The sequence below is a fragment of the Natronorubrum halalkaliphilum genome, assembly GCF_009834785.1.
In the GTDB taxonomy this organism is placed as follows: Archaea; Halobacteriota; Halobacteria; order Halobacteriales; family Natrialbaceae; genus Natronorubrum; species Natronorubrum halalkaliphilum.
Map to the genome: position 1 here is coordinate 89,976 of NZ_WUYX01000027.1, position 20,515 is coordinate 110,490.

22 protein-coding genes and 1 tRNA gene are annotated in these 20,515 nt (G+C 64.1%); 22 read left to right on the forward strand and 1 reads right to left on the reverse strand.

The genetic code is table 11. From position 1 onward, the window contains the following. The first annotated feature begins 1 nt into the window (after position 1). On the forward strand, positions 2 to 967 hold the full coding sequence (locus GS429_RS08245; RefSeq protein WP_160064459.1) for a metal ABC transporter permease: 966 nt from the start codon (positions 2 to 4) through the stop codon (positions 965 to 967). Positions 968 to 1,640: 673 nt separating this feature from the next. Next, positions 1,641 to 3,656 (forward strand): MEDS domain-containing protein, encoded by a 2,016-nt coding sequence (locus tag GS429_RS08250; protein WP_328821309.1) that lies wholly within the window; start codon positions 1,641 to 1,643, stop codon positions 3,654 to 3,656. A 40-nt stretch (positions 3,657 to 3,696) separates the two neighbouring features. On the opposite strand, the gene GS429_RS08255 is transcribed toward GS429_RS08250, so the two are convergent. Continuing rightward, a complete protein-coding gene (locus GS429_RS08255) occupies positions 3,697 to 4,176 on the reverse strand; it encodes a Rieske (2Fe-2S) protein (RefSeq protein WP_160064461.1) in 480 nt (159 codons plus the stop codon). A 200-nt stretch (positions 4,177 to 4,376) separates the two neighbouring features. On the opposite strand from GS429_RS08255, the gene GS429_RS08260 reads away from it, so the two are divergent. The 20 genes from GS429_RS08260 to GS429_RS08355 all read left to right on the forward strand — a co-directional run bounded on the left by GS429_RS08260 (position 4,377) and on the right by GS429_RS08355 (position 20,463). Further along, positions 4,377 to 5,357 carry a class I SAM-dependent methyltransferase gene (locus GS429_RS08260; protein WP_160064463.1) on the forward strand — a complete coding sequence of 327 codons (981 nt, stop codon included), beginning with the start codon at positions 4,377 to 4,379 and terminating at the stop codon, positions 5,355 to 5,357. 84 nt (positions 5,358 to 5,441) lie between these two features. After that, positions 5,442 to 5,515 (forward strand) — tRNA-Thr (locus GS429_RS08265). Between the two features lie 135 nt (positions 5,516 to 5,650). Beyond that, positions 5,651 to 5,881 (forward strand): hypothetical protein, encoded by a 231-nt coding sequence (locus GS429_RS08270; RefSeq protein WP_160064465.1) that lies wholly within the window; start codon positions 5,651 to 5,653, stop codon positions 5,879 to 5,881. Beyond that, positions 5,878 to 9,414 carry a hypothetical protein gene (locus GS429_RS08275; RefSeq protein ID WP_328821301.1) on the forward strand — a complete coding sequence of 1,179 codons (3,537 nt, stop codon included), beginning with the start codon at positions 5,878 to 5,880 and terminating at the stop codon, positions 9,412 to 9,414. The genes GS429_RS08270 and GS429_RS08275 overlap by 4 nt, the downstream gene beginning before the upstream one ends. A 75-nt stretch (positions 9,415 to 9,489) precedes the next feature. Further along, complete coding sequence (locus GS429_RS08280) at positions 9,490 to 9,735, forward strand: MarR family transcriptional regulator (RefSeq protein ID WP_160064467.1); 246 nt, start codon at positions 9,490 to 9,492, stop codon at positions 9,733 to 9,735. Positions 9,736 to 9,912: 177 nt separating this feature from the next. Continuing rightward, complete coding sequence (locus tag GS429_RS08285; protein ID WP_160064469.1) at positions 9,913 to 10,458, forward strand: hypothetical protein; 546 nt, start codon at positions 9,913 to 9,915, stop codon at positions 10,456 to 10,458. 6 nt (positions 10,459 to 10,464) lie between these two features. Then, on the forward strand, positions 10,465 to 10,899 hold the full coding sequence (locus GS429_RS08290; protein WP_160064471.1) for a hypothetical protein: 435 nt from the start codon (positions 10,465 to 10,467) through the stop codon (positions 10,897 to 10,899). An 83-nt stretch (positions 10,900 to 10,982) separates the two neighbouring features. After that, entirely contained in the window at positions 10,983 to 11,234 is a 252-nt protein-coding gene (locus GS429_RS08295) for a hypothetical protein (protein WP_235920773.1), read from the forward strand. Between the two features lie 3 nt (positions 11,235 to 11,237). Beyond that, positions 11,238 to 11,423, forward strand: a complete 186-nt coding sequence (locus GS429_RS08300) for a hypothetical protein (RefSeq protein ID WP_160064475.1) — start codon at positions 11,238 to 11,240, stop codon at positions 11,421 to 11,423. Next, positions 11,423 to 11,704, forward strand: a complete 282-nt coding sequence (locus GS429_RS08305) for an HNH endonuclease signature motif containing protein (RefSeq protein WP_160064477.1) — start codon at positions 11,423 to 11,425, stop codon at positions 11,702 to 11,704. The genes GS429_RS08300 and GS429_RS08305 overlap by 1 nt, the downstream gene beginning before the upstream one ends. After that, positions 11,701 to 12,267, forward strand: a complete 567-nt coding sequence (locus GS429_RS08310) for a hypothetical protein (protein ID WP_160064479.1) — start codon at positions 11,701 to 11,703, stop codon at positions 12,265 to 12,267. The genes GS429_RS08305 and GS429_RS08310 overlap by 4 nt, the downstream gene beginning before the upstream one ends. Further along, a complete protein-coding gene (locus GS429_RS08315; RefSeq protein WP_160064481.1) occupies positions 12,264 to 13,808 on the forward strand; it encodes a hypothetical protein in 1,545 nt (514 codons plus the stop codon). Before GS429_RS08310 ends, GS429_RS08315 begins: the two co-directional genes overlap by 4 nt. Positions 13,809 to 13,814: 6 nt before the next feature. Further along, entirely contained in the window at positions 13,815 to 15,335 is a 1,521-nt protein-coding gene (locus tag GS429_RS08320) for an anti-CBASS protein Acb1 family protein (RefSeq protein WP_160064483.1), read from the forward strand. Next, a complete protein-coding gene (locus GS429_RS08325; RefSeq protein WP_160064485.1) occupies positions 15,328 to 16,242 on the forward strand; it encodes a hypothetical protein in 915 nt (304 codons plus the stop codon). The genes GS429_RS08320 and GS429_RS08325 overlap by 8 nt, the downstream gene beginning before the upstream one ends. A gap of 2 nt (positions 16,243 to 16,244) precedes the next feature. Beyond that, complete coding sequence (locus tag GS429_RS08330) at positions 16,245 to 17,960, forward strand: DUF2213 domain-containing protein (RefSeq protein WP_160064487.1); 1,716 nt, start codon at positions 16,245 to 16,247, stop codon at positions 17,958 to 17,960. 1 nt (position 17,961) lies between these two features. Continuing rightward, on the forward strand, positions 17,962 to 18,423 hold the full coding sequence (locus GS429_RS08335; RefSeq protein ID WP_160064489.1) for a hypothetical protein: 462 nt from the start codon (positions 17,962 to 17,964) through the stop codon (positions 18,421 to 18,423). Between the two features lies 1 nt (position 18,424). After that, positions 18,425 to 19,606: an encapsulin gene (locus tag GS429_RS08340; protein WP_160064491.1), complete on the forward strand. Its 1,182-nt coding sequence runs from the start codon at positions 18,425 to 18,427 to the stop codon at positions 19,604 to 19,606. Positions 19,607 to 19,612: 6 nt separating this feature from the next. Next, positions 19,613 to 20,035 (forward strand): hypothetical protein, encoded by a 423-nt coding sequence (locus GS429_RS08345; RefSeq protein ID WP_160064493.1) that lies wholly within the window; start codon positions 19,613 to 19,615, stop codon positions 20,033 to 20,035. Between the two features lie 3 nt (positions 20,036 to 20,038). Next, entirely contained in the window at positions 20,039 to 20,320 is a 282-nt protein-coding gene (locus tag GS429_RS08350; RefSeq protein ID WP_160064495.1) for a hypothetical protein, read from the forward strand. Beyond that, complete coding sequence (locus GS429_RS08355; protein ID WP_160064497.1) at positions 20,317 to 20,463, forward strand: hypothetical protein; 147 nt, start codon at positions 20,317 to 20,319, stop codon at positions 20,461 to 20,463. The genes GS429_RS08350 and GS429_RS08355 overlap by 4 nt, the downstream gene beginning before the upstream one ends. Positions 20,464 to 20,515 lie beyond the last annotated feature (52 nt).

Sequence of the window (20,515 nt, forward strand, 5' to 3'; positions counted from 1 at the left end):
GATGGCGGTCGAACGGAGCCAACAGCGGCGAGAACTCGCGCTTACGGCAGCTGGGATCCCGATCGTGTTACTCGCGTTCGGCGCGTTTATCCTCTGGATTTTCCCGCCGCTTTTCGATCTGTTCTGGGGCGGAATGGAAACGATATTCGGCGGGCACTGGCTGGTCACGAGTTCCTTTATCCGGCACGGGTTCACCGCGGGCGTACTGATTGGCTTTACGGCGCCGGTCGTCGGCGCGTACCTCGTCAACCGCCAGATGGCGCTCATCGGTGAGGCCCTCGCACATACGGCGTTTGGCGGCGTCGCGATCGGATTGTTCGTCGGTGCGTCCGTTCCGGCGTTAGACTACCCACTCGCGTGGGCGATGGTCGTCGCGGCCATCGCTGCACTCGGCATGCAGTACATCGCAGTGAATACGGACGGGTATGCGGATATCCCGATTGCAATTATGCTTACCGGCGGGTTCGCCGTCGGGATCGCGGTGATCTCCTACGGCGTCGTATTCAGCGCAACCGTCGAGAGCTACCTGTTCGGCGACATTTTGTTCGTTCCCTTCGAGAACGTTCAACTGATGGTTGGGCTCACGTTACTGGTCGGCCTTACCATCGGACTGACCCACAAACAGCTAAAGTTCATCACGTTCGACCGCGAGGCGGCACGACTCGCGCGGATCAACGTCTGGTTCTACGACACGCTGTTGATCGTCCTGACCGCGCTGGTCGTCGTCGCGGCGATGCAAATCCTCGGTGCGATTCTCGTCGCCGGAATGCTCGTCATCCCGGTTGCCGCGGCGATGCAGATCACCGACAGCTTCAACCGCGGACTCATTCTCTCGGTTGTTTTCGGCCAGATCGCCGTTCTCGTCGGTATTCTCATCTCGTATGATCTGGGCATCGCGACTGGACCGATGATTATTATCACCGCTATCTTCCTGTATCTCGGTTCGCTCGTGCGGGGCGGCCGTTAGTCCTCTGAGACCGGTCTCGGTTCTGTTGACTCGATTAATTGCCGCGTCTCGTGCTTCTCGAGTCGACTGTTGGTGGTCCCGTTCCGGCAGCCGTATTTGGAATAGAAGGTTCTAAAATTGATGTTTTCTTATTCTAATTTTAATAGGTGAGAGAGTGTAGAAGCGACTCCACTCCGGATAGCCGGAGTGTGGAATCGACTCGCGTTCCGGCTTTCCGGAGCGCTGCAGTGTCAGGTGATGCTCCCGCGTGACCGGGAGCGTTCGTGGTCAGTCGCGCTCTCGTCGCTCATTTGACGGCAGGCGTTTCAACGCCGCCGATTTGCCGCCGGCCGAGCGTCGGGTTCGACGACGCTCTCTCCTCCTTCGAGTCCGTCGTCACCCGACTCACCTGCACGGAATTTTCCGGACTCGCGTTCGCTTCCGTTCGACCGAGCGGCCGGTGTGGGACTCCGAGACGCCCACGCGAACGGGTTCGCCTCCGTGCGAACGGTGGCCACGACGCTCTTTTGACGATGGCCGGTCTCTGTCGGATATATGAGTGGGACTTCGACGGTACCGACCGAGTCAACGAACGCGGACGGAACGGCGAACGCCGCTCCGCGACACGGTCGTCGCGGACGAGCGCCTCTCGGTGACCGCCCGATGGGATCCGGACGGGATCCGGTGGAGAAACGTGAGTAAGCACGCGTCTCCGGACGAGTCCGGCGACGAGTCGGTAACCCTCGAGACGGGCCTCGAGGCGCTCCGATCGAGCCCGGAGTTTCGCGGTCCGGCCGAACGGATCGAAGACCACGACCACGCGAACGACCACTTCGCGCTCATCTACGAGTCCCAGGCCGAGCAGTTCGCGGCCGCCGTACCGTTCATCCGGCAGGGGCTCGAGCGCAACGAGCGCTGCCTCTACATCACCCATCACAACACCCGGACAGCGGTGCTGGCGGCGATGCGAGACGGCGGGATCGATGTCGACGCCGCCCTCGAGTCGGGCCAGCTCTCGATCCACGACGAGGACGAGACTTACCTCCGGAACGGGACGTTCGACGCGGAGGAGACGCTTGACTTCCTCGGCGGAGCCATCGAGGAGGCGACCGAGGAGGGGCCCTACGACGCCCTGCGTGTGACCGGCGAGATGAGCGGCGTTCTCCGCGAGGACCCCGAAGGTGAGGAACTAATCAGGTGCGAAGCCAAGGCCAACTACCTCTTCGACGAGGTCGACGGCATCGCGCTCTGTCAGTACGACCGCCGTCGATTCCCCTCCGAGGTCATCCGCGACGTCATCAGCACCCATCCGCTGCTCATCCACGACGACCGCGTCAGCCACAACGTCTACTACACGCCACCGGAGGAGTTCTTCGGGCCGGAGAAGTCCGCCCACGAGGTCGATCGCCTGATGGGGACGCTCCGCGACCAGACGGACGCGAAAGTCGCACTCCAGCAGCGCGAGCGCTTCCTTCGCGAGAGCCACCGGATCACCTCGGATGCCGACCGCGAGTTCGAGGGAAAACTCGAGTCGCTGCTCGAACTGACCTGCGACTGGCTGGATCTCGACGCGGGCGGGTTGACACACCTACCGTCGCGGGACGACCGGTTCCGAAACGAGTTCGCCGTCGGGTACGGTGGCGGGAACGCGGGTGCGGATACGGGTGCAGGCACGGATACGGGCGCGGATGCAGACACAAACGGCAACGGCGACGACGTGCTGTGGACGGACCCCGGCGAGGGCTGTTACTGTCGGGCGGTGCTCGCCGCGGACGAACCGGTCGGCATGGCGGACGTCCGCGGCACCGACTGGGAGGACGACCCGATCCACCGAGATCAGGGACTGGCCTGTTACCTCGGGACGAAGGTGACCGACGGCACCAGACCCTACGGAACGCTGTGGGTCGGCGCCAGGGAGCCGCGGGATCGCGAGTTCTCCGCCACTGAGCGGACGTTCCTCGAACTCGTCGGCGAGTGGATCAGCTACGAGATCGAGCGCCGGCACCGCGAACGAGCCCTCGAGGAATCCAACGAACGGCTCGAGCAGTTCGCCTACGCGGCCAGCCACGACTTACAGGAACCCCTGCGGATGGTCACGAGCTACCTCCAACTCCTCGAGAACCGATACGGTGACGCCTTCGACGCGGACGGCGAGGAGTTCCTCGCGTTCGCGGTCGACGGCGCCGAGCGCATGCGCGAGATGATCGACGCGTTGCTGACGTACTCGCGGATCGAAACGCGGGGGGATCCGTTCGAACCGGTGGAACTGGACACCGTCCTCGACGACGTGCTCGAGGACCTGCAGCTCCAGCTCGAGGAGACCGACGCGGAGGTGACGATCGCCGATCTTCCCCGCGTGGAGGGCGACCGAAGCCAGCTCCGGCAGGTCTTCCAGAATTTGGTCGACAACGCGATCACCTACACCGACGGCCCGCCCCGGGTACACGTCGACGCGGAGCGACGGCGCAACGAGTGGGTGATCTCGGTCACCGACGACGGAATCGGCATCGAGCCGGACGATCAGGAGCGGGTCTTCACTATCTTCGATCGGCTGTACAGCCGCGAGGAGTACGACGGGACCGGGATCGGGCTCGCGCTCTGCCAGCGCATCGTCGAGCGTCACGGCGGCGATATCTGGGTTAACTCCGAACCCGGCGAGGGATCGACGTTCTCGCTGACGCTTCCCGCCGCGGCCGAATCGGAGGCGTGACGCTCGGTTACCGGCTCGAGACCGGAGTACCGGTGTCGGCTCAAAAACCGATGTGGGACGTCGACGCGGGACTATCGTCACCGTCTCCGTCTTCGTCGTCCTCGTTTTCCTCGATACCGCCCTCACCGACGAACGTCAGGTCGTCGTCGACGAGATAGACGCTCCCGTCGTTGCCGCTCACCCTAATCTCGACCGACGGCAGTGTCGTGTCCGCGGCTTCGCCGTTGTCACAGTAGCCCGTACACGAATCGAACATCGACCCGTGGCGCGGACAGATGAGCTGTCCGTCGCGCATCGGTGCGCCGCGACCCGTATCGAACCGCTGCGATTCGTGCGTACAGCGGTTGATCCACGCTTCCACGCCGCCATCGGCAGCAGGCCGACTGCCAGTCGAGTCGGACTCGACGCTGTCATCACAGGGGACGAGAATGACCTCTTCCTTCTCGCCGTACTGGTCCCGGACGGTGAACAGCCACGAGCGTTTCTCGTGGACCGTCTCTACGGTCGTCAGTAGCTGCATACGGCGATTACTATGGTCGGCGGGCTGAAAACAGTACTAGTTCTCGACGGTCCGGCGTGCACGCTATCCTCGAGAAGGACCTCTCGTTGCTATCGCTCTCGTGGCGAGTCGAGCATTTCGTATGCGTCGAACGCACCCACTCTCCGCGAGCGTCGGCACGAAACGTCACCGTTACGGCATCCCGTCGGCTTCGTCCGGGTATGGAAGTGCCGTGCGTCCGCGTCGCGCGCGAGAGTGGCGAAGCGACGCGTCGCGAACTGGCGGACGCGGACCTGATCGACGACGCGTACGAACTCACGGTCGCGGACGGCAGTCTCTACCTCCCCGTCACCGACCCCGAGGCGGTTCCCGAGGAGTTCGAGGTCGTCACCCGCCCGCTCGAGGAACGCGAGACTCAGACCGCGCCTGCGGACCTGCTCGGATACGAACCGTCCTACGAGCGCCTCGGCGAGGCGGCGTTGCTCGACGAAGACGACGACGAGCGCGCTCGCGAAATCGCCGACGCGGTCCTCGAGTCGGATCTGCCCCTCGAGACCGTGCTGAACAAGCAGTCCAAGGTGAAAGGGGAGACCCGGGTCCGCGACTGGGACCTGCTCGCGGGCGAAGACACCGAAGTGGTCCACCGCGAGTACGGCTGTGGGTTCGTGCTGGATCTCGCCGAGGTGTACTTCTCACCGCGGCTGGCGACCGAACGTCACCGAGTCGCCGAACAAGTACAGGCGGGAGAGCATGCGCTAGACATGTTCGCCGGCGTCGGCCCGTTCGTTATCCCCTTCGCGAAACGCGGCGCGGACGTTATCGGCGTCGACGTCAACGAGGACGCCATCGAGTACCTGCGCGAGAACGCGCGCCGGAACGGCGTCGAGGATCGGGTGACCGCGATCTGCGCGGACGTCACCGAAGTCGCCGACGAGTACGCCGACTGGGCCGACCGCCTCGTCATGAACCTCCCCCACAGCGCCGACGCGTTCCTCGAGGCCGCCGTCACCCTCGCCGGCGACGACTGTACGATTCACTACTACGATATCCAGCATGAGGACGACCCGTTCGGACCCGGCGAGCGCGCGATTCGCGAGGCGGCCGAACCCGAGTACGACGTCAGCGTCGACACGCGGCGCGTCGTCCGTTCGTACGCGCCACACGAACTGAACGTCTGTCTGGACGTTCGACTCGAGCAATAACCCGGCGACCACGTAATGGCCTCACACGACCGACTCGATTCGCAACCCTTATTGCTGCTATCGGTCCTACGAATGAGTGCACGCGCCGGTGTAGCTCAGACTGGCAGAGCGAATCCTTCGTAAGGATTAGGTCGAGGGTTCAAATCCCTCCACCGGCTCCTACCAATTTCCTTACAATCCCATAGCTTAGGGTCGGGGCAACCCGACGCCCACTGTGGGTTTTCACACACTCCGAATACTCCAGAGAGTGGTAATGAACCGAGTGTCGCGATAGATAACGGGGTGTTCGCGGCATGATCGGCCGTCGCGAAGCCCGCGGCGGCTCGATCGACGCTAGCATCCAGTACATCACCGAGCGGCCCGAGCTTGACGAGCAGGCCGACCGGGTCGAGTACGCGACTGAGCCAGAAGACGTCGGCGAGGAGCGGACTGAGAACGTCCCGGTCCCCGAGGAACCCGAAACAGTCGAACGTCCCGACGTCGACGGCCAGACGACGCTCGAAGACTGGGGGTGGTCAGCGTGAGGGACAAGGTTCTGGAACGCCTCGAACTCGCAGCCGAGAACCACCCGAACGCTGGGGCGAAGCGCCTGCTCTGGCTTGCCGACGCCGACCCCAGCTACCTCGAGGCCGCCGAAGCGATCGTCGACGGCGAGAGTCCAACTGAACCCGAGTCGACAGACTCGACATCGGAGGACCTCAGTCGCGAACCGCCTTGGGCCAGCTGGGCGGACGCCGACTTCGCGACGCCGGCGTCGGGAGTGTGGCCCGACGAACTCCTCGAGCGCGAGCAGTGGATGGGCCACGTCGAGAAGAAACCCTTCGCGCCGTGGGGAGATCAGGATGCTCCCGCGGAGTGCTCGAAAGACGGCCACGACACTGCTGCGACGTGTGAGTGCGACGCTCGCTGGAAGTGGGGCTACCGCGGCCACTACGTCGACGGTGAGACCGTCGCGATGGCCGAGATCGATCCCCGCCTCGACGGCCGGTCGTTCCTACAACGCGAGGACGATCCCTACGTCTACGTCGACGGCGACGACGTCCGCGATCCCGAGACCGGCGACGTCCACCCGGCGTTCATCGCGATCCTAGAGCACCTGGGTGCGACCTACTGTGACATCTCGACATCGGGCAAGGGTGTCCACGCGATCTACCGCGGTGACTTCGAGGACCTCGACCTCAAGCAGGCCAGCTGGCGACTCGACGAGGATCCGTGGGGCTCGATCGAGGGCGACCTCCCATCGATCGAGATCTACCCTGGCAAGCGCGTCTGCGTGATGACCGGCGACCACGTCCCCGGAACACCAACCGAGGTTCGCAAGTGGAACGCCGACGTTCTCGAACCACTCTGCGAAGCGACCGGCCAGTTCGGACAGGGGGGTCGCGACCGCGACGAAGACGACGTCTCCGTCGATCGCGAAGACTACGACCTCGATGACTACGAGCCAACCACGACGTCGAGCAGCGAGACGACCGACGACATCCGTGACGTCTTTGCGGCGATCGATCAGCTCGACGCCCAGCGAGTTGCCGATCAGACGATCGTCCAGCGCTGGAACGACAGCGCCTCGACGAGTGGCGGCGAGCGTGCGTTCTGGCCGACCTGGGGCAGTCTGAACGACGGCGGGACGGCGAACATCTGTAACAACGAGCGCTGGCAGGACACCGGCGAACTCGGCGGCTACGGTGGCGTGGTCACGATGGCTGCGATCGACGCTAGCGAGATTCGACCCGCGAACGCCCGTCCTGTCGACGGCGAGACGTGGTGGCGCGGTGTCGAACGCCTTCGGGACCTCGGCTTCGATATCCCGGAGTACGAATCGGACGACGCTTATAAGGGATCAGACGATGGACGTGCCGTTTCGGCACTCCCGATCGGTCAGCTGGACGCGCTCGAACCTGCTGAACGGGGACGCTTTGCGAAGAAGCGCGGTCTCGAGTGGCCGTCGACGGACGACGCTCGCGAAGAGCTCTCCGACACGATCGCTGAGGTCATTCGGAACGAGGACGACCGGATTGTCGATGCGCCGACGTCGCTCGGGAAGTCATACACGATCGCGTCGACGCGCTGGGGCGCTCGCGAGGAGATCACCGGCGACCGACCGGTTGTCCACTTACTCGAGACACGCGACGCTCGCGACGAGGCCGTCGACGTCGCCGAAGAGCACGGCGGTCAGTATCACGTTCTCTTCGGTCGGCACGAGGCCTGCCCGGTCGCTGCGGGCGAGCACGATGACGAGATCTCGATCAACGGCGAGCCCGCCAGCGAGTGGCTCGACGCGCAGTGCGACGGGAAGGGTATGGCCTTCTCGGCGGCCCACCGCTACCTCGAGGAGAACAATGACCAGGGAGTGACGCTCCCCTGCAAAGAAGAGGGTGAATGCACGGCGATCTCTCAGTGGGAAACGTTCCGTGACGGTCCCGATGGAGAGCTCGAGTACTGGCCACTCGTCATCGCGACGCACAACTTCGCGTACGCTCCGGGGCTGCGGATGCACAACAACATCGTCGTCGACGAAGAGCCCAGTTACGAAGAGGACCGGCTATCGACTGATCGAATCCGTGACGCTGTCGGGGCCTACCTGCGGGAGATCGACGCGCCCGTCAGCACATGGGAAGCGTTCATCCAACTCTCACTGCACGACGATTACCAGGGCGACGCTGCGAAGGAACGCGACGCTCTCGAGGACGTCCTCTATACCGAGCCCGACCGTGACTGGTACTTCGAAGATCCCGATGCCCACACGCTTGCACCAGCCCTCGCGAGGGCTATCTTCCGTGCCGAGGACCGTGCAAACGGCCGCCGGTTCGGCAAGACCGGCCATGAACCGCCGCGCCTCGAGGCCGGCGCTCACGATTCCGACGAGTGGAACCGCGAGTGGGTCTCGATCGTCCTCGACGAGAGCAATGACGTCCGATCGGTCCGCGTCACGCCGGACTTCAGCTCTGCTCGGTCGCTCGTCGGTCTCGATGCCCACCCCGCGGTGCCGCTGTGGCAGGCGAACACTACCCCGTGGATCAAGACCAAGCAAGTGCTCGAGCCCGAAGAGCGACAGTTGTGGCGGCGATACGAGCGCGGGCTTCGCGTCGTTCAGGTCGGCGACGCGACGCGCCCGCTATCGGGTGATAAGGCGCTTGAGTGGCTCAACGAAGACAAGCTCGAGGTGCTCCTTGACCAGCTCGTCGACGAGTACGGAGTGCAGTTCCGAACTGCGATTACGACGGGACAGGTTGAGGATCGTCTCGAGGAGCTCATGGAAAACGCCGGCGTTCACCGCCCCGAGTTGATGCACTTCGGCGAAGAGAAGTCGCGCAACGACTTCGAGCACGAACGCGTCGGTCTCGTCAACGGCTGCATGGATCCCGGCGACGACTACGTCCTCGATCTCCTCGCTGAACTCGACCTCGAGGCCGAGGTCGAGACTGCTGTCGACGACGCCGGCGACGAGTACCGGGCCCGCGGCCGTGGGTTCGAGGGTGAGGATGCCGACTCTGCTGCCGAGATCCTCGCTTCGGTTCGAGAGAACCACATCGCTCAGGCGGCCGGTCGGTACGCACGTGATCCGTCCGACCCCGACGTCAACGCGACGGTGTTCGTTCGGACCGATGCGATGCCGCCCGGCTTCGCCGACGTCCAGACGCCTGGAGTGGAGTGGGTCTTCACCGACCTCCAGGAAGAGATCGTCGAGGAGCTCCGCTCGAGTAAGCGCTCGAAGTCGGCACGGGAGATCGCCGAGTCGGTCGGCTGCAGCAAAGAGCATGTTCGCCAGACGCTCGAGCGGTTATCCGATAACGAGTTCGGCGAGCCGGCGGTCCACGTTTCCGAGGGTGTTGGATCCCACGGAGCGACGCTCTACAGCGAGTCAGGGACACCTTCGTCTGGGTTTGTAGATCTGCAGGAATCACCAACTACCCCCTACGGGGACTCTAGTAGGTGGTCGTTGGCGATCCGAGACCCCACAACGCGGGGTGACGTCGATCAGGGGGTGAGTGACGGTTCCAGTGAGACTCCAACGGAGGTCTGGGACTGGCGATCACCGCCTGATCCAAGTGACTGACATCGTAAACAGCCGTCTCGAGCGCTCGTTCGCCCGCTGTCGACCAGCTGCGGCACTCTCCACGAAACAAAGCCCATGAGCCTCCCCCAGATCACAACCGACGTCGACGAGGATCTCCCGCCGAGCGCGAAGTACATCGTGTTCGCCCTGGAGGCCGAGGACGGAGCGGCGACCCGGTGCGAGCTCCAGGAGCGGACCGACCTCGCCGAGCGCACGCTCGATCGGGCACTCGATCGACTCGAGGGTGCCGGCGTGATCCGTCGCGATCGCGACGCCGAAGACCTCCGTTTTGTTCAGGTCGAATTTAGCGAAATCTCTTGAGCGCCTCGAAATCGTGTTTCTCAGACAGGTAGTCGCCATTATGGCGCTTGCGCGGACCCTTATCAACTCGAGTGACATCTAAGAATACAATACGATCGCTACAGGGGCGCCGAGTCGACGACGTTGGGTCGTCGACGATGAACCCGTCCGCCCTGCAGCGATGCTTTTCTCCAGACCATGAGTACAACCAGCACCCCATCCACGGACGACCACGTCTCGCCACAGCGGGCGTTCGATCGGCTCGTCTGGCACAACCCTCGCGTCTGCAACGGCTGCTTCGAGCGGATCAAAGAAATCGAGGAGGCGACGTTTAACGGCGGCGTTGACGACCACGACGTCGCGGAACACCACCGAACTCCCCAAGCGACGATCGAGCCAGACCAGCAAATCCAGACTTCCGTCGACGGTGCGACCGGGTCGCCCCAGCGAGGGGATCCCGGCGACGGCACGCCGCGCCCTAGCCAGCAGCGGACGTCGATCGCCCGGACGACCTGCCGCTCCTGTGCACGGGTCGGATGCTGGGCCGACGACGACACGCTGTCGAAGATTCAGGCGGTCCGGCTGACGACGCCACTCGCTCAGCGCCTCGAGGAGGCCGACGTCGGGTTCGGCGAGTCGGTACTCCGTCGTGCAGTGCGGTTGTTCAAGGAACACGAAGACGCCCAGGGCTATGACACCGAGATCTTCCGCCGGAGTGTGAAACTCGCGGTTAAGCGAGGCTGATTTTCGATGCTCGAGATCCTCCAGCGAGTTCCGTTCGGCCACTGGAAGACGGCCAAACGCTGGTTTCGCGACAACTACGCCGTCGAGGACTGGCCTGATCACGCCGACACCGTCACCCTCGCGATCGACGTCGACGTCCTCGAGAAGCAGCTGCGTCGACACCACTTCGAGGATGCCAGCGGTTGGTCGCTCAAACTCCGCGGTGAGGTCTTCAACATGCGCCGTCCCGCCGGTTTCGCCGTCGACGGCACACCCATGGAGGACCACCTCCGCGCTCGCCCCGTCGACGGCGATCTCGAGATCAACGGCCACGTCGAGGCCAACCGCTGGGAAGAGAAGAGCGCTCACGTCGACGAGGAGGGACTGACCTGGCACAACGAGCGCGAACTCCGTGTCCTCCTGGAGGGTTGCGGGATCGACGTTGACGCACTGGAGACGTGAGCGATGCCATGTCTGTCAAACCGAACACCGACGACCCGCTGCACCGCGCGAAGATCGAATTCATCTGCCTGGGGAGAGCGCTAATGCCCGACAAAGACTCACTTGAGCGAACCGCCGCGACGCTGATCCTCTTCGGCGTCTGGGCGGCGATCGTCCTCGGCCCGATGTTCTTCCCCGAGGCAGAACCCCCGCCCTGGGAGCTCCAACTCGGGACGACCGCAGTCGCGTTCCTGGTCCTCGGTCGGATGTGGGATATCGAGGTCGAGCGCGTCCTCGACGGCGTCACGATCTCGACCGACGGCGGCCAGCCCCGAGACGACGATCACGAGGACTGACCAATGGGATACACTGCAGGCTGTGACGGTTGCGGATCGACATGCCGCCCAGCGCCGGCGCTGCTCTGTCAGTTCTCTCCCGAGTTCTTCCGGACGTCCAGTCTCGGCGGCTACCTCTCCGATATGGGGTTCGACGAGGGCGACACCGTCACGTTGTGTGGCGATTGCACGCGGGAGGTGCTCGAGTGATGGACGAACGCCAACCCGGCCGTGACCTCTACTGGCGCGATCGCGATGGATCGTCTTACCGCTGCCCTGGATGTGGACGTCCTCGCGACGCCGTCGACGGGATCGAACTCCATCACCAGGACCGCCGGCGCAACAACAACGACCCGGACAATCTGATCGGCCTCTGTCGTGACTGCCACCAGGACGGCGAACACGGGAACCGGCGACTCCCCTCCCACCTCGAGGCGCCGGCGCCGCGTGACGTCGACGCGCCGAAGCCAGCGACCGGAGGTCCATCATGAGCCAGGATCTTCCGACGATCGACGACGTCGACGAAGACGAACTAGTCGGTCAGCTGAGTGAGGATGTCCCGAAGATCGCTGCCGATTCGAAGTGCCGCGGAAAACGCACGGAAAAACGCGACGGGGACTCGGTGTTTGTCGGCTACTGTGGGGCTCGAGCCGGCAAGGCGACCGACCAGGGTGTCAGCGACGGTCGCCGGTGCAATCATCACGGCGGCGGGAACTCCGGTGATAAAGGCCAAGGGGCCACTGAGGGGAACGACAACGCGGTCGATCACGGTGGCTACCGCAAGCACTTCACCCGCCACCTGACCGACGGCGAGCAGGAGGCGTTCGACGAGGCTCGTCGGGCACTCGGAGATCCGAAGGATGCGAAACAGGTTGCTCAGACGGCAGCCAGCCTCTGTCTGATTCAGTACGACCGGACCGGTGACGAACGGTTCATGCGCCGCTACGAATCGATCTGCGACAAGGCGGGGATCTTCCCGAACGAAGAGATTGACGTCAACCACTCTGGTTCGATCGACCTCTGGAAGGATTCCGCACAGGAGGGAGACGAATGAGCGCGACAACCCCCGACTACGTCCGCGACCATCTTCCTGAGAACTACACTGGTCGAGAGAAGTATTGGCAGGCTGCCGAGGACTGGTTCGGGATCACGCTCTCTCCGGAGCAGCGGGAGATCCTCGAGCATGTCGCCGAGAACCAGTACACGCACCTCGAGGGTGGCAACGGTTTCGGGAAGACCTTCGGGATCGTCGCGCTCGCGTTGACGTTCAACCGCCGCCACTACCCCTCGAGCGTCGTCGTCACCTCCGGGACTTACGGAAAGCTCAAGCGGACGTTCTGTGCCGACGCCGAAGAGCTCCACAAGTCGTCGCCCTTCAACGAGCAAACGCCGTACTGGCCGGCGGCAACGTGGAAGTGGTCACCGAACCCGCACATCGACGTCGACGGTGAGCCGACGTGGCAGTTTGAGGTCATCTCCCCAGAGGACCCCGGCGAGCTTGAGGGAGTCCACAACGACCACGTCCTCGTCATCGTCGACGAGGCCGACAAGAAAGACGTCGACCTGGACACGCTCGACTCGATGGACTCGCTCATCTCCGACGACAACGACCGCATGGTCGTCATCAGCAATCCACCGGAGGACGAGACGAACGCAGTCGCGAACATGGGCGAGGTCGGGATCGAGCCCGAGAAGCTGACCTACTCGACGTTCGACTCGCACAACGTCCAGGTCGAGCTCGACCGTCGCGGCGGCGAGTGGATCCCAGGGCTGACCGGCCTGAAAAAGCTCAAGAAGAAATGGGAGGCACTGAACGGCGAGTCCTGGCCAGGTTACGAGGACGCTCGAGCGATGTCCACCCGCGGGACCGAAGCGTTCCGCAAAGATCTCGCCTCGCGATGGTATCGCCGCTTCGCTGGGATCATGCCGCCGGCCGGCGCGGCGAAGAACCGCCCCTTCGACCTCGACCTCGTCAAAGCCGGTTACGTCGAACGCGAGCAAGATCTCGAGGCTGGCACTCGACGTGGGACCGGGATCGACGTCGCCCGCAGCGGTGACCGGACTGTCCAGATCGACGAACGGGAGTACGTCCTTGAGGTCGCTTACTCCGAGCCCGGCACCGACCACCGCGTTCAGTTCAATCGGATGTGGGAACTCCTCGACGCCGAGCCCACGGCGCCGATCGCGATCGACGCCGTCGGCGAGGGGTCAGGAAAGGCCGACGACACCGCCGCTCGATATCCCGAGGTCGACCGGTTCAAGTCCGGGGCCAAAGCGGCCCAACCGCAGGAGTACAAGGACCGATGGACTGAGGGCCTATGCGAGCTCGGGAACTGGCTCGAGCGGGGTGGAGAGTTCTCGGATACTCGGCTTCGGAAGGAGCTGAAAATCGCCGCTCGCGAAATTACCCTCGAGGAACGCTACATCAAGAACCGCGAGGATCAGGTCTACGTCGCCGATTCGAAATCGGAGATCAAGGACCGACTCGGCCACTCGCCGGACCACCTCGACGCGGCGATCCAGGCCGTGCTGATGGCGAAGGGGCTGATCCCTGACGAGGAGGACGACAAGCTCGATTCGCTCCCCTGGAGGTAGCTTTTTATGACAGATACAGATGCTAACCCCGACGCCTCGAGCACAAAGAGCGACGACCAGGACGTCACCGCGAACGCACAGGAGGCGGTAACGGCCTCGAGTATGATGCGTGCGAGTGTCGCCAGTGTACTCGGACACTCAACCCAGGATCGGGATATCTTCGATACGTTTGACTGGACCCGCCGCCCGACGGTCGATCAGTTCTACGCGCTCTACCGAACGCACCCCTTCGCCGGGCCGATTATCGATCGGCCAGCCTTCACGACGTGGCGCGACGAGCCGATTATCGTCGACGACCCCGACGACGAAACCGATTTCGAGCAGGACGTCGAGCGACTGTTCCGCAACCTACGGCTGCCGTCGAAAATGGAACGCGTCGACCGACTCGCAGGGATCGGCCGCTACGGACTCTCGGTGTTCGTCACGACCGACTGTCTCGACGAGGACGGCACCGTCGACGAAGACAGGTTGGCCGAGCCGATCGATCCGATGCAGTTCACCGCGGACGGCCTCGACAACGTCGTCCAGCACAAGCTGTTCTCGGAGATGTCCGTCGACGCGATTCAGTGGGGCACCGAGGAACACGCTGGCGAGGGTCGGTGGGGGCTTCCCGTTCGCTACTCGATCGACTTCTCGAGCGAGGGGGATACCGACAACTCACAGACCGATCGCGTCTGGAAGGTGCATCACTCGCGAACAGTGGCGGTCCCCGCCGGGCGTCGGTTAGACCACGACTTTTTCGCGCCGCCCCGCCTCGAGGGCTCGTTCAACATCCTCCGCGATATCTTGAAGGTGCTGGGTTCGGTCGCCGAGCTCGCGTACCGCGGCGCGGACAAGGGATTGGCCGTCTCGCACGATCCCAACGACGTCGACGTCACGAGCGAGCAGTTCTGGGAACAACACGACGAGGAGGTCCAGGAGTGGTTCCAGGGCCTCAAACCAATCTTTGAGACGACCGGTGACATCACGGAACTCGGCGGACAGATCGCGGAGGTTTCGAACGTTTTCGAACCACAGCTGTCGGCACTCGCGACCGACACGGGCATCCCGAAGCGGGTTTTCGAAGGCGATCCCGCGGGAGCGCTCGCGAGCGCAGAAGAGGACACACAGGCATACTTCGGCCTGATCAAGGAACGCCGCACCGAATACGCGTTCCCGCTGAACGCCAGGCCGCATATCATGTGGTTCGTCAATAATGGCCTGATTACCCCGCCGAACAACGGCGCGTTCGACATCGAAGGCGAGGCGCTGCGGGTACTCTCCGAGAGCGAGCAGGCCGAACTCGAGGCCAAGCGCGGCGAGGCGCTGCGGAACATCTCCGACGATCCGCTGCTCGACCTCGGTCGGCAGGTCGTCGTCGACTACATCCGCGAGGGTGAGCTCCCCGACGAGATCGAGACGGAGGCCGACATGGTCGCCGACCTCGAGGACCAGGACGCCGTCGGCGCGAACGCTCGCAGTGTCGACGAGATCACGGCTGGTTACGAGGCCGCTGCCGACGGCGGCCAGGAGGTGGACGATGGGTAGCCTCCATCCGGCACTCGACCGGCACGACGCTGGCTGTGGGTGTCATGCCTGCAATCTCCCGTCGGTCACCGCGAACGAGTACGCGGTCGAAGAGTCCGGCCGGGAGGATCCGACCCACACGACGACCGACGTTAGGGAACTCTCGCGATGGATCCGTGGCCGGATCGGCGAGGTCGACGCCGCGGTTCGCGAGAAGATCCTCGACGAGGACGCCTTCGGGATGGGCGACAGCTCCTACTCGGAGTGGTCCGGGCTCTCCGACGCCGACAAGGCACGCCGATTCTCCGACTGGCTCGATGAGCAGATCGAGTCGACGGTGTTCACGAGCGAGTTCGAGGAGAAAGCCGAACGACACCTCGAGCATGCTGTCGAACGCGGGGCTCGGGACGCCCATCGCGAGCTTCGCGACGCCGGCGTCGATATCGGTGACGCCGACGAGACACTCGCCCAGGACAACGTCCAGGAGGCGATCGGCCTCGGTGTGGTCGCGCTCGCCGGCCGTATCCGTGATGAGATGGACGACTTCCGCGGTGACACTCGCCAGATCATCACCGACGGTGGACTCGAGGTCTCGCGGACACAGCTGGTTTCGGACATCGTCGAGCGCGGCGAGGTCTACAAGTCCAACGCGACGGCCGACGTCGCTGGCGAGGTCGTCAACCAGTACAACACGACGGGTCAACTCTCGAGCTACGAGCGCGTCCCCGACGACGTCGAGATCGAACTCAACGTCGAACCAGAGTTCGTTACGGCAGGGGATGACGCTGTCTGCGAATTCTGCCAGGAGCTCGCCCGGCGAGACTGGACGCTCGAGGATGCTCAGGAGTTCCACATCCCGAACGATACGCACGACTACTGCCGATGTAGATGGCGGGTGACCGACGTCCGCACCCTGGAGGATCTGTAATCATGACGAGATACATCACTGCGAACGGCGAAGAGGTCGAGATCGTCGAGGAGACGCGCAACGGTGACCAGTACTACGTCGCCACGGGCGTCCCGATCGTCAAGCCGATGGAGCTCGCGACGGGCTACGTCCCGCGCGAGTGGGTCGCTGCCAGTACCGAGATGGAGAACACGCACGGCTGTACCGGGTGGGACGGCACGACGCCGACCGTGAACCACCCCCGAAACCACTCCGAGTTTTCATGGCACGACCCCGAGCGACCGGAAGACGACATCGTCCTTGCGGCCAACGAAGACGTCCAGGAGACGCTCGGCGTCGGCACCGTAGAGAACGATCGCTTCGACGGCGAGTACGTTCGTGCCGACATCGCGATCAACGCCGACGAGGCTCGAGAGATGGGTGGCGAGGCGGCCGACATCGTCGACGACATCGAAGCCGGCCGCGGTCTCGAGGTTTCCTCGCAGTACCTCCACGCCGAACTCCCGCCAGGCGAGTACGACGGTGAGCACCGGACGAACGCGAAGGCGATCGCGGCGCCGGACTCGGTCGCGCTGGTCCCCAACGGTCGTGGGGTCTGCTCGGTCGAGGACGGCTGCGGGATCGCCCCCGGCGTGGCGGCGAACGTGGCTGACTATCCTGACGTCGGCGCGATCTCCGCCGGAAGCGATGACCCCGTAAGTCCCCAGACCGGGCAGGGCGAGGGCCAACGGACGATGGACAACGGATCACAGATGGCCGGCGTCCGACAGCTCTTCAGCGGCCTCGCGTCGCTGGTGGGCTCGGCTGCTGGTCCGAAGGACCCTGCAGCGAACAGCACGGAAACGACGGGGGCGGCAACCGAGGGCGAGTCCTCGGAATCCCCTGTGGATGACGATACAGACCATGAGATGAACGGAACCGCGAACACGACGTTCGAGGGCCAATCTGTCGCAGAGATCATGGGCGTCGTTGGTGGCACGATAGAGCCGCAAGTTGACGAGCTGATGGCAGAGGTTCGCGAGAACCTCGAAGACGAGTACGACGGCGACGACGTCGAAGAGATCATGGGTGCCATCGGCGGCACGCTGACCGCTCACGTCGACTCGGCTGTCGACGAGATGAGCGACCAACTGCGATGGGAGGACGACGAGCCCGAATCGAACAGCGACACCTACCACACAGCAAACATGGACCGAGACGACCTCATCGAAGAGATCACGGCGAACAGCAACATCAAGCGCGACTCGCTCGAGGGCATGGGTGACACCTGCCTCGAGACGACGCACAAGAACATCGTCGGGAACGCCGATGGTGGCGATGACGACGACCCCGAAGACGGACAGGACGACGACCCGACCGCGGACGACGCCGACGACGTCGACGATACTGGGGGCGGGACGATCGGCGACATGACGCCCCAGGAACTCGGCGAAACCCTTCGCGAGCAGGGCTTCGTCACCGAGGACGCGATCGGTGACCAGGTCGAAGCAACCGCGAACGAACTCGAGCGCGAGGAGCGCGCAAAGAACATCGTCGCGAACAGCGCCGAGTACGACTCGGAGGACGTCGACTGGATCGCCGACCTCCCCGAGAAGGAACTCGAGCGCAAGGAACGCGGCGCCACGCAGACCGGCGGTGCGCCTGCAACCAGCGGCACGGGTGCGTTCGGTGCGACCGGCAACGCTGGCGGTGACGGCGACGTCGACACTGACGACATGCCGGACCTGGAGGTGAACTGAGATGTCGCGAAGTCACAAGGTCGGCAGCCGACGCGAGATCGACTCGGCAATCGAACGCACGTACCGCCTCGCCGAAGCCGTGGCGGTCACGCCGGGGATGCTCCTCGAGGTCACCGGCGTCGACGACGACGGCACGCCGCTGGTCGCCCCGCAGAGAGGCGACGGCGAGAACGTGTCCGTTCGCATCGCGATCGAGAAGAAGACCGGCAGCGACACGCCGCGCGAAGAACCGAAGGACGTCGACATCACCGAACCCGGCGACGAGATCCGTGCGTACGTCCTCCGACCGGGCGAAGGCGACGAGAACGGCCTCGCCGGCGACGCGATCAGCGAGGGCGAGCCGGTCGTCTCCAACGGCGACGGCACGTTCCGGGAGCACGTCGACGAGGACGAGGGCGCCAAACTCGCGGTCGCCCTCGAGGACGCACAGGCTGACGACCGCTTCGAATACGAGGTGATCTAAGATGGCAGGAATCTCGGCAAACCGAACGATGCCCGACAGCGACAACGACGATCTGTCGGGGCTGCAGCGACGCATTCTCTTCACGAACGACGAGAACGCAAAGCAGCAGCTGCAGCAGCGGATGTACCAGAAGACGCTCCAGACCGCCAAAGAAGAGTACGGCCCGGCGGGCGTCGAGCAGCAGAAGGAACTCTGGCAGGCCGCAGCGAACGGCCTCCAGCAGGGCTACCGAAAGGGCGCGATGGGCGGCATCAGCGCCAACGCCCAGCGCCTGGACTACGACGAGTGGGAGGATCGCGACGACCTCGAGGTCACCGAGGCGCGCATCGCGAAGACCGCCGTCGAGGACCTCATCGACGCCGGCTTCGATCGCGACGTCTCCCCGGCGCGGCTGGTCTCGCTGTACCAGGTCCGCTCGGATGCGTTCGACGCCGAGCGCGGGATGAACCTCCGGTCGCAGGCCCACGACGACCAGCCGGTCAAGTTCCGCGAGGGCGTCCCCCTGCCGTACGACTACGTCACCTGGGAGATCGATGAACGCGAGCTCATCAACTCGCAGAACTTCGGCGAGGATGCCGAGACCGAGGCCGCCGAGGAAGCCGGTGAGGAGCTCGCGGACTCGATGGAGGAGCTGGCCTTCGAGGGCTGGAACACCGAGATCGAGATCCAGGGCTCGCTCTACAGCGTCGACGGCTACCTCACGACCGACTACAAGCTCGAGGAGAGTGGCTTCGGCGACTGGGCCGAAGCGTCGAACGTCGTCGAGACCATCCAAGAGCTTCAGTCCGAACTGAACGCCCAGACCGAAGACCGCAACCGCGGTTACAACCCACAGCAGGAGGGCGTCTGGCTCTACTACCCCACTGCGCAGTGGGGCAACCTGACCCTGCAGCCCGACCCACAGGGCGACGGGAACATGAACCTGCTCCAGCGCCTGCAGCAGGACTACCCGTGGATCGACTTCCGGATGTCCGGTGCGCTCGATCCCGACGAGTGTGTGATGGTCATCCAGAACACCGACGTCGTCGACCTCGCCGACGGTCAGGCACCGACGACGATGTCCGGCGAGATCGACCTCGGGCTCGCCACCGAGTACCGACACCTCGGCATGCGCATCCCGCGCATCAAGGCAACGTACGACGAGATCTACGGGATCGCCGTCGGAACCGGCATCGACGGGTGATCACTCGTGACGACACACCGCTGGACGTCGTCGACGCGACTCAAACGCCACGACACGGGTGAGGAGATCGCGCCCGGTGAGACGTTCGAGCCGACCGACTCCGAACTCCGGGCCTACGGCAACCAGATCGAACGCGTCGAAGACGACATCGTCCAAGAAGCCGAGACGGCTGACGAGTTCGAGGAGATCCTCGAGGACACCGACGGCGTGGAGGTCACCGACGACGGCATCACTCCTGAACCGGATGGTGTCGCGTTCGACGAGGACGCCTGGTTCGACGATCACGACGGGTACCAGGACCGCGTCGAGACGGTCGAGTCCGGCGTGGTCGACGACGTCCTCGAGGAGATCAAAGACGTCGAGCGCTCGGAAAAGGTGATCGAGGCTGCCAAAGCCCGTCGCGACGACCCCGAGGACAACGAGGACTGACCGATGAGCGCCGAACGTCTTCACGACTACGACCCGTCGCTGCACAAAGAGCGTCCGATGGGGGGCACGACCGACTTTGAGCGGTTCATGCTCCCGGTTGACGTCCTCGGGCGGATGCGGCCACGGTCGGAACTCTACCGGGACCATTCAGACAAGCTGGTGGTCATCTACGAACCGCTCGAGGAGATCGCCGACGGGCGTTGGCTGATCAACGTAAACAGCCGCGTCTATGTGGTCGACGAGCACGTCCTGGTCGAAGGGCTCGAGTACGAGGTTGACCGATGAACGGCAGCATCGAAGTCGAAATCCCGTCCTGGATCTGCGACCACTACGGACTCCCGACGCTCCGGTTCCGCGACACGTCGGGGGCTCGAGGAGTGTTCGGCCCGATTGAAGGCCACTGCCACGCGGAGGGGATCATTCGATGACCGATGGTGTCACTCCACTCGAAGCCCGTTACAACCTCATCTACTACGGTCA